12 protein-coding genes are annotated in these 13200 nt (G+C 72.8%); 8 read left to right on the top strand and 4 right to left on the bottom strand.

From position 1 onward, the window contains the following. The first annotated feature begins 31 nt into the window (after window positions 1-31). Together JL475_RS27060 and JL475_RS27055 are read left to right on the top strand one after the other, a co-directional pair. On the top strand, window positions 32-940 hold the full coding sequence (locus JL475_RS27060) for a glycoside hydrolase family 19 protein (protein ID WP_202280557.1): 909 nt from the start codon (window positions 32-34) through the stop codon (window positions 938-940). Window positions 941-1038: 98 nt separating this feature from the next. Further along, window positions 1039-2421, top strand: coding sequence for a PI-PLC domain-containing protein (locus JL475_RS27055; RefSeq protein ID WP_202280556.1), 1383 nt, complete (start codon window positions 1039-1041; stop codon window positions 2419-2421). A 31-nt stretch (window positions 2422-2452) separates the two neighbouring features. Here JL475_RS27055 and JL475_RS27050 read toward each other — a convergent pair whose 3' ends face one another. Beyond that, complete coding sequence (locus JL475_RS27050; RefSeq protein ID WP_202280555.1) at window positions 2453-2914, bottom strand: pyridoxamine 5'-phosphate oxidase family protein; 462 nt, start codon at window positions 2912-2914, stop codon at window positions 2453-2455. Between the two features lie 192 nt (window positions 2915-3106). On the opposite strand from JL475_RS27050, the gene JL475_RS27045 reads away from it, so the two are divergent. Further along, on the top strand, window positions 3107-4186 hold the full coding sequence (locus JL475_RS27045; RefSeq protein WP_202280554.1) for an adenosine deaminase: 1080 nt from the start codon (window positions 3107-3109) through the stop codon (window positions 4184-4186). On the opposite strand, the gene JL475_RS27040 is transcribed toward JL475_RS27045, so the two are convergent. Both JL475_RS27040 and JL475_RS27035 read right to left on the bottom strand, forming a co-directional pair. Further along, window positions 4168-4683, bottom strand: coding sequence for a DinB family protein (locus JL475_RS27040; protein ID WP_202280553.1), 516 nt, complete (start codon window positions 4681-4683; stop codon window positions 4168-4170). The genes JL475_RS27045 and JL475_RS27040 overlap by 19 nt on opposite strands. 65 nt (window positions 4684-4748) lie before the next feature. Further along, window positions 4749-5633 (bottom strand): LysR substrate-binding domain-containing protein, encoded by an 885-nt coding sequence (locus tag JL475_RS27035; RefSeq protein ID WP_202280552.1) that lies wholly within the window; start codon window positions 5631-5633, stop codon window positions 4749-4751. A gap of 126 nt (window positions 5634-5759) precedes the next feature. On the opposite strand from JL475_RS27035, the gene mgrA reads away from it, so the two are divergent. From mgrA to JL475_RS27010, 5 genes are all read left to right on the top strand, one after another. Further along, a complete protein-coding gene (gene mgrA / locus JL475_RS27030; protein WP_237408423.1) occupies window positions 5760-6752 on the top strand; it encodes an L-glyceraldehyde 3-phosphate reductase in 993 nt (330 codons plus the stop codon). Between the two features lie 287 nt (window positions 6753-7039). Continuing rightward, window positions 7040-7450, top strand: a complete 411-nt coding sequence (locus tag JL475_RS27025; protein WP_202280550.1) for a hypothetical protein — start codon at window positions 7040-7042, stop codon at window positions 7448-7450. A 119-nt stretch (window positions 7451-7569) separates the two neighbouring features. Continuing rightward, complete coding sequence (locus tag JL475_RS27020) at window positions 7570-9906, top strand: FHA domain-containing protein (protein ID WP_202280549.1); 2337 nt, start codon at window positions 7570-7572, stop codon at window positions 9904-9906. Between the two features lie 102 nt (window positions 9907-10008). Further along, window positions 10009-10521, top strand: a complete 513-nt coding sequence (locus JL475_RS27015) for a hypothetical protein (RefSeq protein ID WP_202280605.1) — start codon at window positions 10009-10011, stop codon at window positions 10519-10521. After that, window positions 10518-11546: a serine/threonine-protein kinase gene (locus JL475_RS27010; protein ID WP_202280548.1), complete on the top strand. Its 1029-nt coding sequence runs from the start codon at window positions 10518-10520 to the stop codon at window positions 11544-11546. The genes JL475_RS27015 and JL475_RS27010 overlap by 4 nt, the downstream gene beginning before the upstream one ends. Window positions 11547-11553: 7 nt before the next feature. Here the strand turns inward: JL475_RS27010 and JL475_RS27005 are convergent, their stop codons facing one another. After that, window positions 11554-12822, bottom strand: a complete 1269-nt coding sequence (locus JL475_RS27005) for a streptophobe family protein (RefSeq protein ID WP_202280547.1) — start codon at window positions 12820-12822, stop codon at window positions 11554-11556. Between the last annotated feature and the right edge of the window lie 378 nt (window positions 12823-13200).

The following is a 13200-nucleotide window of genomic DNA, read 5'->3' as shown; positions in this document are numbered from 1 at the left end:
AGCGGCCGTGTCCCGCAGAGGAGTTGATCCCTTGTCGAGACGCCGCATGTCCGCCGTGCTGGCCGCAGTCGTCATCGCCGGCAGCGCACCGGTGCTGCTCCCGGCCGCGACCGCTTCCGCCGCTCCCGTGTCGGCCGCCGCCGCGTGCTCCAGCTATCCGAACTGGGTGGCCGGGCAGTGGTACAACGCCGGTGACATCGTCCGCTACACCGACGGCCGCGCCTACATCGCCGAGCACGCCAACCCGGGCTACGACCCGATCATCAGCACCTGGTACTGGGAGCCGTACTCCTGTGACAACGGCCCCGGAACACCGGTCGGGAACTTCGTCGTGACCGAGGCGCAGTTCAACCAGATGTTCCCGAACCGGAACTCCTTCTACACCTACAGCGGGCTGAAGGCGGCACTGAGCGCCTACCCCGCCTTCGCCAACACGGGCAGCGACACGGTGAAGAAGCAGGAGGCCGCCGCCTTCCTGGCCAACGTCAGCCACGAGACCGGTGGTCTGGTGCATGTGGTCGAGCAGAACACCGCCAACTACTCGCACTACTGCGACTGGGGGCAGCCGTACGGCTGCCCGGCCGGTCAGTCCGGCTACTACGGGCGCGGGCCGATCCAGCTGAGCTGGAACTTCAACTACAAGGCCGCGGGTGACGCGCTCGGCATCGATCTGCTGAACAACCCCTGGCTGGTGCAGAACGACGCGTCCGTCGCCTGGAAGACGGCCCTGTGGTACTGGAACACCCAGTCCGGTCCCGGCAGCATGACGGGGCACAACGCCATGGTCAACCAGGCCGGTTTCGGCCAGACGATCCGCAGCATCAACGGCTCCCTGGAGTGCGACGGCCGCAACCCGGCGCAGGTGCAGAGCAGGGTGACCACGTATCAGCAGTTCACCCAGATCCTCGGGACGTCACCCGGCGGCAACCTGTACTGCTGACGCAGGACCGCGGGGCGTGGTGTCATGCCCCTGACCATCCGTGACCTGGCCGCGTGCCCTCGTGCACGCGGCCATCCTTCGGACGAAGGGCACCCACCATGCGCACCCCCCACGCCCTGCTCGCCACGGCCGTCACGACCACCGCGCTGGTCGCGGCGGTCGTGGCGCCGACGCCCGCGGCGGGGGCCGGCGCGGTTCCGCCGCCCGGCACCACCCACTACGTGCAGAGCGCCACCACCGGACTCAACGCGGCCGACAGCGCCGGAGCGGTCGAGCAGCACCGGCCGCGCGGCAACGAGGACCGCCAGCAGTGGACGCTGCGGGTGAACGGCTCCTCGTACCTCCTGGAGAACACCGACACCCCCGGCAGTTGCCTCGGCCGTGCCGGCGACCTGGCCGGGACCGTTCCCTGTGCGAGCGCGGACGCAGCCTGGGAGATCACTCCCGTCGGCGCCGACCGGTACACCCTCGGAGTCCCCGGCACCGACCGCCGCCTCACCGTCGCCCCCAGACCGGCGGGAGCCGACCACCCCGCCCGACTCGCCGTCGTCGGCGGCTCCGGGAACCTCGCCGACTGGTACCTCACCCCGGTCATTCCCGCCACCCGGCCCATGCTGCCCCAGGACACCCGCACCCTGGACCAGGTCACCTTCCTCACCTCGCACAACGCGTACGCCAACGGGGTCGACGGCGGCTTCGCCCCGCCGTTCGTCAACCTCTTCCCCAACCAGACGCGCGGTATCGAACGTCAACTCGCGGACGGCGTACGCGGGTTCATGCTGGACATCCACCAGACCCCGGACGGCGCGATCCTCTGCCACAACAGCTGCACCCTGGTCAGCAGGCCCGTCGCGCTGTGGGTGGACATCCAGCGCATGGTGGACTTCCTCAAGGCCCACCCCGACCAGGTCGTCACCGTGTTCCTCGAGGACTACGTCGACCCGGGCGTACTGCGCGCCGAACTCGCCCGCGTCACCGGCCTGTCGGACGTCCTCCACCGGCCGGACCGCGCCGGGGTGCGCGAGAACGGCTGGCCGACCATGGCGGAGCTGACCGCCACCGGGGAGCAGCTGCTGATCTTCAGCGACCACAGCCGCTCCGCCGACCAGGCCGCGGGACTGACCCGGGACAGCTTCGGCGTCATGTACCAGCGGGAGTGGACCGTCGAGAACCACTGGTCCATGGGCTCCGGGGTCGGCACCTCCGACTGGTCCTGCTACAGCCGCTGGTACGGTGCCGGCGCCGACATCCCGCTCACCCGCACCGAACCGGGCTTCCGGCCCCTCTTCGTCATGAACCACTTCCGGGACACCCCGATCGCGAACACGGCCGGCACGGACAACGCCAAACTCGCCGACCGCGCCGGCCGGTTCTGCCAGCCCGCCGCCCGCAAGAAGCCCAACTTCCTCGCCGTGGACCGCTACGACCTCGGCAACCCGGCAGCGGCCGTCGCCGCCCTCAACACGTACACGTATCCGTAGCCCGCCCGGTGCAGGTCCGGCACCGGGCGGGCTACGCCAGCCAGATCCCGTCCCGCATGAGATGCCGCTCCGGCATTTCGTGCACCTCGTGCCAGGCCTGCACCGCCCGGGGGCGTACCCGGAAGAACGCGTGGACGGCCCGGTCCGCGCGCGGATCCCAGCCGGTCTTCTCCCGGAACGCCTCCGCCGCCGCAGGCGGCACCTCCCGCGCGCCGTACGTCTCCACCTCGCCGTCGATCAGGACGACGTCCCGCGTGTCGCCGAGCGCCAGCCGGGTCCGGCCGCCCTCCCGCAGATTGCGGCCGGTGGGGTTGGCCGGCCGGGTCGCCAGCCAGACGGCCTCGCCGTCCCACACGAACCACAGCGGCACCAGGCAGGGCAGCCCCTCGGCATCCGCCGAGGCCACCCAGATGTCCGTCTCCCGCTCCAGCCGGTCCAGGACATCCCTTCTGCGTTGCTCCCGACTCCGCTGCGGTGGCTCGGTGATCTCCATGCGGGGACGGTAGTTGCACGATCCGCCCGGGCGCCTCGGGCTGCCGTCGTAGGTCTTCGGGACCAGGTCCGGGGCGCCGCCGGGAGCGGGACTGGCGCGCGCCGACGTTTTACGTATAACCTCTGCCGATCGATCCCACCCCGCCGGGTGACCCCGCACTTCACCACAGAACCGCTGAGGAACGCACCGCCCATGACCACGCCCCGCCTCGACACCGACACCCTCCGCCGGCTGCCCAAGGCCGTCCTGCACGACCACCTCGACGGCGCCCTGCGCCCCGCCACCCTGGTGGAGCTGGCGGACACGGTCGGCCACACCCTGCCCACCACCGACGCCGACGAGCTCGCCGCCTGGTACGTCGAGGCCGCCGGCTCCGGCGACCTGGTGCGTTACATAGCCACCTTCGAGCACACCCTCGCCGTCATGCAGAGCCGCGAGGGCCTGCTGCGCACCGCCGAGGAGTACGTGCTCGACCTCGCCGCCGACGGTGTCGTCTACGGCGAGGTCCGCTACGCCCCCGAGCTGATGACCAAGGGCGGGCTGACCCTGCCCGAGGTGGTCGAGGCCGTGCAGGAGGGGCTCGCCGCCGGCATGGCCAAGGCCGCCGCCGGGGGGACGCCGGTGCGGGTCGGGACGCTGCTGTGCGGCATGCGGATGTTCGACCGGACGCGGGAGATCGCCGACCTGGTGGTGGCGTTCCGGGACGCGGGCGTCGTCGGCTTCGACATCGCCGGCGCCGAGGACGGCTTCCCCGCCGCCGATCACCTGGACGCCTTCGAGCACCTGCGCCGCGAGAGCGTGCCGTTCACCATCCACGCCGGCGAGGCCCACGGCCTGCCCAGCATCCACCAGGCCCTTCAAGTGTGCGGCGCGCAGCGCCTCGGCCACGGTGTGCGGATCACCGAGGACATCCCCGACCTCGCGGCCGGCAAGCTCGGCCGGCTCGCGGGCTGGGTCCGCGACCGCCGGGTCGCGCTGGAGATGTGCCCCACCTCCAACATCCAGACCGGCGCCGCCGACTCGATCGCCACGCACCCCATCACCGCGCTGAAGGACCTCGGCTTCCGGGTCACCCTCAACACCGACAACCGGCTGGTGTCCGGCACCACCATGACCCGCGAGATGTCCCTGCTGGTGGAGCAGGCGGGGTGGACCGCCCGGGACCTGCGGACCGTCACGGTCAACGCCGTCAAGAGCGCGTTCCTCCCGTTCGACGAGCGCACCGACCTCCTGCGGGACGTGGTGCTGCCCGGCTACGAGTCCGTGCTCTGAAGGAGCCCGCGCACATAGGCCGCCTGTCCGGCGTGCTGGAGGTCGTCGGACAGGACGCTGACCAGCCGCACCCCGAGGCTCACCGGTGGATCCCAGCGCTCGTCCACGATGCGCTCCAGGTCCTTGGCCCGCAGCGCGCGCAGCACCCCCAGGCTCTGCCCGTGCACCGCGTCGTAGTAGCCGGTCAGCAGGTCGGCCGAGCCGACCCGCACCTCGGCGACCCGCGCCGGGGTGTGGCCGTATCCGGTGTCGCGGCGGGGCAGGCCGAGCGCGAACCGCTTCTCGAAGTCCTGGGCGAGCCACACCTGGTCGAGCCCGAAGGCGTCCGCGACGTGGTCGTCCTGGATCCGGGTGAGGTGCCAGACCAGCCAGGCGACGGAGTTGGTGCCGGGCGCGGGCCGGGCGTTGAGGGCGTCGGGGCCGAGCCCGGCCACCGCGGCGTGGACTTCTTCGCGGATCCTGCCGAAGCCGTCGATGAGGATGTCCTTGGCGTGCATGGGTCCACCCTCGCGCATCCCGCCCCCGCCCGCGCCCCGTTCTCCCGTGGGGAGTCCGGCCGTGCTCACGCGTCCGCGTCGTCCAGCAGGGCCATCAGCGCCCGCGCGGCGGGGCTGGTGGCCTCCGCCGGCGGGAGCAGCGCCACGGTCTCGTACACCGGCTCACCGGTGTCCTCGAGCGGCAGCGCGGTCAGGGTCTCGCGCTTGTGCCGGAAGTGCTGGGGGACGACGGCGATGCCGAGGTTCTCGTCGACCAGGTCCAGGAGGCTGTGCACGTCGTTCACCTCCAGGGCGACCGTGCGCCGTACCCCCGCGGCGGCGAACGCGGTGTCGGTGGCCCGGCGCGGCCCCCAGTCGGGATGGAAGTCCACGAACACCTCGCCGCCCAGGTCGTGCGGGGCCGGCGGTGCCCCGGCCCGCGCGAGCCGGTGCTCGGGATGGCACAGCACGGTCATCGGCTCACCGGCCAGCGCCACCGACCGCAGCCGGTCCGGGTCCGCCTGGGTCCGGTAGGCGAAAGCCAGGTCGAGGCGTCCCGCCGCGACCTCCTCGGCCAGCGCCGCCGAGCCCCACTGTCGCAGCCGGATCTCCACGTCCGGATGGCGCCGCCGGAACGCGGCCAGCAGCTCCGCCACACGCACCCCGGCGATGCACTGCTCGGTGCCCACCGCGAGCGTGCCGCGCAGCACACCCTGCACCGCGGCCACCGCCTCGTGCGCGGCCCGCACCTGGGCCAGGACGCGCTCGGCCTCCACCAGCAGGGCCCGTCCGGCCTCCGTCAGCGTCACCTTCCGGGTCGTCCGTACGAACAGCGGCGTCTGCAGCTCGCGCTCCAGTGCGCGGATCGACGCCGACAGGCCCGACTGGGAGACCAGCAGCCGCTCCGCCGCCCGGGTGAAGTGCTGGTCCTCGGCGACGGCGACGAAATGCTGGAGGTGGCGCAGTTCCATGATTGAGAAGCGTATCCGCTGAATTCCATCGGATTCTCCTGTTGGACCGATGCCCGCGGTACGCGACAGAGTGGAACCCCGGTTCGACGGAACCGGACACCCGTGTGCCAACCCCCTGGAGTCGTGTTGTACACCCCGCACCCCGACCGTTACGCGGACCTGCCCTACCGGCGCGCCGGACGCAGCGGCCTGAAGCTTCCCGCGCTCTCGCTCGGCCTGTGGCACAACTTCGGTCCGGACCGTCCGGCGGAGACCCGACGCGCCATCCTGCGCCGCGCCTTCGACCTGGGCGTCACCCACTTCGACCTCGCCAACAACTACGGTCCGCCGCCCGGTGCCGCCGAGTCCGCCCTCGGCGAGGCGCTGCGTGCGGACTTCGCGCCGTACCGCGACGAGCTGGTGATCTCCACCAAGGCCGGTCACCTGATGTGGCCCGGCCCGTACGGCGAATGGGGCTCACGCAAGTACCTGCTGTCCTCCCTCGACCAGAGCCTGAGCCGCATGGGCCTGGATTACGTCGACATCTTCTACTCGCACCGCTTCGACCCCGACACTCCGCTGGAGGAGACGATGGGGGCCCTGCACTCCGCGGTCCAGCAGGGCAAGGCGCTCTACGTCGGCGTGTCCAACTACTCCGCGGAGCAGACCCGTGAGGCCGCCCGCATCCTCGGCGAGCTGGGCACCCCGCTGCTGATCCACCAGCCGCGCTACTCGATGCTCGACCGGCGGCCGGAGGACGAGGGCCTGCTGGACGCCCTGGACGAGCTCCGGGTCGGCTCCATCGCCTACTCCCCGCTGGAGCAGGGCCTGCTGACCGCCCGCTACCTCGACGGCATCCCCGAGGACTCGCGGGCCGCGAGCGACAGCCCGTTCCTGAACACCGACGCCGTCACCGGCGAACTGGTGGAGCGGCTGCGCACGTTGAACGGCATCGCCGAGTCCCGCGGCCAGACCCTCGCGCAGATGGCGCTGGCCTGGGTGCTGCGCGGTGGGCGCGTGACCTCGGCCCTGGTCGGGGCGAGCAGCCCGCGGCAACTCGAGGACAGCGTCGCGGCCACCCGCAACCTCGACTTCGACGCGGACGAACTGGCCCGCATCGACGCGGTGGTCAAGCAGTAGGCCCCTCACTCGGGCAGGTCGCCCACCCGGCCGCGTCGTGGTCCTCGACACGACGCGGCCGGGTGCGGTGTCGTGCTTCCGGTCACCGTGCGCGCCGCGTTCCGGCCAACGGAAGGGGCGAATATGCCAGGAGAGTGGCCGGAAAGGCATGGTGACAGTGATTCAGTGGTGAACATACTCGACAACGAGAGCGCTTCACCCCGCGCGACGGCGCCCTCACGCACAGCACGCGACCCACCGGAGAGCGAGCGCGGTCGGCCGCCGGGCAACGCAACGGGGGGAGAATCGTGCACGACGAGTTCCTGTGCCACGTCACGGCGTACGGGGTCTGCGACGGCCGGCGCATCGGCGTACCCCTCGGGACCTATCGCGCGCCCACCCTGGCCCTGGCCCTCTGGTGGCTGCGCGATCGCGCCTCGTGGATCGCCGAGCGCCTCGACCCGCAGCCCGAGGCCGAACACTTACCCCCGGGCGCGCTCGTCCCCGTCGCGGACGGTGTGCCCGACGTACCCGCCGTGCTGCGTGCCTGGTGCGGTGACGCCGCCCGGCAGGAGGAGATGGCGGAGGCGCTGGCCGCCGGACAGCTGGTGCGCCTCGCCACCGGCGACGACACCACCGAGTACGAACTGCTGGCCGAATCCGTGGACGCCCTGCGGATGCAGCGCGCCGCCCCGGTGCTGGGCGTCCCGGTCGCCTGACCGTCCCGCCGCGCCGCGCACGGCACGCACCGCGCACAGCACGCATCACGCGCCGCGCCGGCCCCGGACCGCCCCGGCCGCACCAGGCGCTCGAACGGGTCAATCGATAGAATTCGGGCATGGTCGAGCGGTCGGTCGCGCCGGAGCTAATCGTGGAAACCGAGAGCGGCTCCACCCTGATGAGCCCGGTCCGCGACTACCACGTCGGACGCGACCCGTCGAGCGACATCGTCATCGACGACGCCAGGGTCTCCTGGCACCACGCGGTCCTCCACCCCGGAAACGGCCACTGGACCCTCGAGGACGAGCAGAGCACCAACGGCACCTATGCCGACGGCCACCGCGTGCACACCCAGGACGTCGGCGCCGGCAGCGTCATCCGCTTCGGCAGCCCCCGGGACGGACCGAGCGCCGTCCTGACCGACCGGCCGCCGCCCGTCCCCGAACGCCTCTCCGCCGTGTCGTCCCCCGCCCTGACCGGCACCTACCGGCAGCCCACCACCGTACGTCCGCTGCCCACCCGCGGCGTCCGCATCGGCCGCGCCGCCGACAACGACCTCGTCATCGACGACCTCGTGGTCTCCCGCCGGCACGCCGAACTGCAGGCGCTGCCCGACGGGACGTACGAGATCGCCGACCTCGGCAGCCACAACGGCACGTATCTCAACGGCCGGCCCGTCACCCGCGCCCCGGTCGGCCCCGGCGACATCGTCGGCATCGGCCACTCCGCGCTCTGCCTCGTCGGCGACGAACTCCGGGAGTACGTCGACACCGGCGAGATCTCCCTCGACGTACAGGACCTCACCGTCGCCGTGGACCGCGGACGCAGGACGCTGCTCGACCATGTGTCGTTCCCGGTGGGGGAGAAGTGCCTGCTCGCCGTGGTCGGCCCCAGCGGCTCCGGAAAGTCCACCCTCCTCCACGCCCTCACCGGACAGCGCCCCGCCGATCACGGCACCGTCCTCTACGACGGCCGCGACCTCTACCGCGACTACGCCGAACTGCGCCAGCGCATCGGCCTCGTCCCGCAGGACGACATCCTGCACCCCCAGCTCACCGTCCGCAGCGCCCTGTCCTACGCCGCCGAACTGCGCTTCCCGCAGGACACCGCCAAGGCCGAACGCCGGGCCAGGGTCGACGAGGTCATCCGTGAACTGGGCCTGGAGCAGCGGGCGGAGCAACCCGTGCACCGCCTCTCCGGCGGGCAGCGCAAGCGGGTCAGCGTCGCCCTGGAACTCCTCACCAAGCCGTCCCTGCTCTTCCTCGACGAGCCGACCTCCGGACTGGACCCCGGGATGGACCGCTCGGTGATGCGCATGCTGCGCTCACTGGCAGACGACGGCCGGACCGTCATCGTCGTCACCCACAGCGTGCTCAGCCTGGACGTGTGCGACCGGCTTCTGATGCTCGCGCCCAAAGGGCGCGTCGCCTACTACGGACCGCCCGAGGACGCCCTCGCGTTCTTCGGCTTCGAACAGTGGCCGGAGGCCTTCGAGGCCTTCGAGCGCGACCAGGACCGCGACTGGGCGGGCGACTACCGTGTCTCGCCCCTCCACGGCCGGTACACGGCCGACGCCACCGCCCAGCCCCGGCAGCAGCGGGCGGACCGCATCGCGGCCGGGGCCGTCCCGCCGCCCCGGCCGCGCAGCCGCACCGCGCAGCTCGGCACCCTGATACGCCGCTACGCCGCCGTGCTCGGCGCGGACCGCACCTTCCTCGCCGTCATGGTCGCGCTGCCCTTCGTGATGGGCGTGATGGCCCGTGCCCTGGCCGGCAGCGCCCTGACGCCGGGCACCGCGATGAACGCCCTGCTCATCCTGTGCGTCGGCGCCGTCCTCACGGGCGCCGCCAACGCCGTACGGGAACTGGTCAAGGAACGCCCCGTCCACCGGCGGGAACGGGCCGTCGGTCTGTCCAGATCGGCGTACCTGATGTCGAAGATCGTCGTGCTGGGCACGGTCACCGTGCTGCAGTGCGTGGTGCTCACCCTCGTCGCGCTGCTCGGGGTCGACCTCGGCGCACCGGACGGCGAAGGCGTGCTGATGCCGCCCCTGCTGGAGATCACGGTCGCCGTGGCCCTTCTGGGCTTCACCGCCATGACGCTCGGCCTGCTCGTCTCCGCGCTGGTGCGCAAGGAAGAGGTGACGATGCCGCTGCTGGTGCTGCTGGCCGTCGTCCAGGTCGTGTTCTGCGGTGCCCTGCTGAAGCTGGACGGTGTGCCCGTCCTGGAGCAGCTCTCCTGGCTGGTGCCCTCGCGATGGGCGTTCGGCGCGATGGCCGGCACCGTCGACCTGGCGAGGACCACCCCCGGCGAGGTGGCCGAGGACCCGCTCTTCCAGCACGCCCCGGGCGTGTGGCTGCTCGACGCGGCGATGCTGCTGGTGCTGTCGGCGCTGTTCGCCTTCGCCGTGTCGCGGCTGCTGCGCCGCCACGAACCCGCCGTGATGCGGAGGTAGACGCTCCCCGTGGCGAACCCGATGAACCCGACGAACCCGACGGCAACGCCGAGCCCGTACACGCCCGGATTCCGGCCCACCCACGTCGTACCGGGCAACGGCATGCCGGCCTGGGAGGCGCCCGACCCCGCGGGGCCCGCGGTCGGCCTCGACCCGCTGCTGCCGGTACGGCTGGTCGAGCGGCGCGGGGACTGGGGGCAGGTGCTGTGCTCCAACGGCTGGTCGGCCTGGGTCGACGGCCGCCGTCTGCTCGCCGTGCCCCAGGACCCGCCCGCCGCCGAAGCGCCCCTGGCCCGCACCGACGACCCCCGGCCCCTGCTGACCCGGGCCGAGGAGGCCCTGGCGGAGTACCGGGCCGCCGTCGAGGCGCTGGCCGACGGCGGCACCGACGGGGAGGGCTTCCGCGCGCGGACCCACGGCCTGCGCATCGGGCTCGTCGTGGACGGGGAGTCCCTGTGGCTCTACGACCGCGACCACGCGCGCTGGCTCTACACCGACGGCATCCGGCTGCACACCTACGCCGCCGACGAGGCACCCCGCGCCGAGCCCGGACCTCCCGGGCACGCGCCCACCCGCGTCGTCCCCCCGGACCCGCCGGACCGTGACCTCCGATGACCCACGACACCAGCCTGTTCGCCGGCCGGCCCTCCGAGCTGACGGGACAGCAGGTCGCGGGCTACCGCATCGAGCGCGAGATCGGCCGCGGCGGTATGGCGGTCGTCTTCCGCGCCCGGGACCTGCGCCTGGACCGCACCGTCGCCCTGAAACTGCTCGCCCCGGAACTCGCTCGCAACGACACGTTCCGCCGCCGCTTCACCCATGAGTCCCGCACCGCCGCCGCGATCGACCACCCGCACATCGTCCCCGTCTTCGAGGCAGGCGAGACGGACGGCATCCTCTACATCGCCATGCGGTACGTCGACGGCAGCGACCTGCGCCACCTCCTCGACCGCGAGGGTCCGCTGCCGCCTCCCACCGCGCTGCGCATCGCCGCCCAGGTGGCCTCGGCGCTCGACGCCGCCCACGAGCACGGGCTGGTCCACCGGGACGTCAAGCCCGGCAACATCCTGGTCGCCCCCGGCACCGACAGCGACCACCCCGAGCACGTCTACCTCACCGACTTCGGCCTGACCAAGAAGTCCCTGTCCCTGACCGGGTTCACCACCGTCGGCCAGTTCGTCGGCACCCTCGACTACGTGGCCCCGGAACAGATCTCCGGGCGTCCGGTCGACGCCCGCTGCGACGTCTACGGGCTCGCCTGCGTCGTCCACGAGACCCTCACCGGCCATCCGCCGTTCCGCCGGGACGACGACATGGCCCTGCTCTGGGCCCACCAGTACGACGACCCGCCGCCCCTGACCGCCGTACGCCCCGACTTCCCGCCGCAGGCCGACGCCGTGCTCGCCAAGGCGCTGGCGAAGAGTCCCGACGACCGGTACGCGTCCTGCCTGGACCTCGTCGCCGCCCTGCGCACCGCCATGGCAGGGGTCGGCGACGCCACGACCGCACCCACGGGGCGCACGGGCGGGGGAACGCCGGTGCGGGGAGCACCGGCAGGGGGAGCACCGGACAGGCAGCCGCCCGAACCGCCGAAACCGCCGCCGGCCTGGGCGGAACCGGTGTTCGGACCGCGGACGTAGCACACCGTCAGCGGTCCGGCGCGTCCCGGCCGCGCAGCCTCCCCCGCGCCGCCAGCGCGCCCGCGAAACCGGTGACCAGACCCCACAGGAGGGCCAGACCCAGTGCGCCCGCCAGACGCGGTTCGAGCAGCACCTGACCGGAGAGTCCGGTGCCGAGGTCGCCGATGCCGAGCACGGAGAGGCCGAGCCGGGCGGAGATCCGGCCGACCAGGCAGATCATCAGAACCGTCAGCGCGAGCGCCACCGCCAGGTGCACGGCGTGCTGCCAGGCCCGGACCCGGGCCGGTGACAGGGCCGCCATCACGAACGCGACGGCCAGCAGCAGCACGGCGTCGGCCACCAGCAGCCACCACACCCTGCCGTCGTGCTCGGCGAGCGTGCTCAGGTTCAGTGCCGAGACGTCCTCGGTGCGCAGCACCTCGTCGAGCACATGCGGCATGGGCAGCCCGAAGGGCCCCTCCACCCTGCCGTCCCAGGTGGCGCCGAGCCCGATGGTCAGCGCGAGCCAGGTCACGTTGGGCAGACCCAGCAGGATCACGGCGAACGTGTCCGCCGGGTGCCCCCGCGTCGCGGCGACGACCAGCGCGATCACGGCACCGATGACGACGAAGGCGAGCAGCAGCCGCAGCATCGCGCGCGCCGCGGGCCGCACCGCCGTCTGGAACCGGAGCAGCCGGCCCGGCAGTGGGGCGCCCCGCGACACCAGCAGGGCCAGCACCAGCACACCCGCCAGCCAGAGCAGGCCGACGAGGAGGGTCGACGGCACATCGGCGGCGAAACCGACCTCGGGGGAAATCCCGAGCAGATCCCTGAGATCATCCAGGGGCCCGTCCCCGAGCGAGACCTCGAAGGTGTGCCGGGCGGCGAACGCCAGCCCGAGCAGGGCGAGCAGCCACAGGGCGGCGATCCGCGCGGCCCACCCGATCAGCTCGGGCGCCCCCGCGACGGCCCGGTGGCGCAACGGACGCAGAAAACCCCGGCCGACGAGCAGGGCCCCGGTGAGCGTGACGGACAGAGGCATGACCGTCAGGCCGCCCTCCGCGCCGACCAGCTCGCCCGCGTCCCCGGACAGCCTCACCGAGCCGCCCACGGCGGTGACCACCGTCGCCGCGACCACCTTGGGGAAGGAACCGTCGGGCAGGTCCGCGGCACCGGCCGCCCACAGCCCGAGCGCGGCCACGACACCCATGGAGAGCAGCCCGCCCACCACCGTGACCAGGGCCTGCGTCCAGCCGTGGCGGGCGGTCACCCGCTCGGAGACGGTACGTGAGCTCACCCCTGCACGCTAAGCGGGCTTCCACACCGGGCGCCTGCCGAAAGGGCCGTCCGCGTCGGCTTGCGACCGGTGCGCCACCGGAGCACACAATGAACGAGTGACGGAAGCAGCGGTGTGCATCCGCGGGAACCCACGGAAACAGCCGGCAAAGGCCCGATGTCGGTGCGGCGTGTGACTGTCGCGGGCCATCCGCAGGGGAAGAAGGGCTCGTGAGCGTCGAACCACCGTCCTCCGGCCGGCCCACCGGCCCTCCCTCCGGGCCGTTGGCGGGCTCCTCCCAGCCACCGCACTCCGGGCCGCCCCCGCCCCCGCCCCCGCCCCCGCCTGGCGGAGGCGGCAAAGGCGCGAGCGGCGGCTCGGGGCCGCCCGGGCGGGGCC

The organism is Streptomyces sp. M2CJ-2 (assembly GCF_016757295.1).
Classification (GTDB): Bacteria; Actinomycetota; Actinomycetes; order Streptomycetales; family Streptomycetaceae; genus Streptomyces.
This window is presented reverse-complemented; position numbering and strand designations above follow the sequence as displayed.

Coding starts and splice junctions, on each gene's coding strand:
- JL475_RS27055 (WP_202280556.1), top strand. CDS start 1,039: ATGCGCACCCCCCACGCCCTGCTCGCCACGGCCGTCACGACCACCGCG.
- JL475_RS27045 (WP_202280554.1), top strand. CDS start 3,107: ATGACCACGCCCCGCCTCGACACCGACACCCTCCGCCGGCTGCCCAAG.
- JL475_RS27040 (WP_202280553.1), bottom strand. CDS start 4,683: ATGCACGCCAAGGACATCCTCATCGACGGCTTCGGCAGGATCCGCGAA.
- JL475_RS27015 (WP_202280605.1), top strand. CDS start 10,009: ATGCCGGCCTGGGAGGCGCCCGACCCCGCGGGGCCCGCGGTCGGCCTC.
- JL475_RS27050 (WP_202280555.1), bottom strand. CDS start 2,914: ATGGAGATCACCGAGCCACCGCAGCGGAGTCGGGAGCAACGCAGAAGG.
- JL475_RS27035 (WP_202280552.1), bottom strand. CDS start 5,633: ATGGAACTGCGCCACCTCCAGCATTTCGTCGCCGTCGCCGAGGACCAG.
- JL475_RS27020 (WP_202280549.1), top strand. CDS start 7,570: ATGGTCGAGCGGTCGGTCGCGCCGGAGCTAATCGTGGAAACCGAGAGC.
- JL475_RS27010 (WP_202280548.1), top strand. CDS start 10,518: ATGACCCACGACACCAGCCTGTTCGCCGGCCGGCCCTCCGAGCTGACG.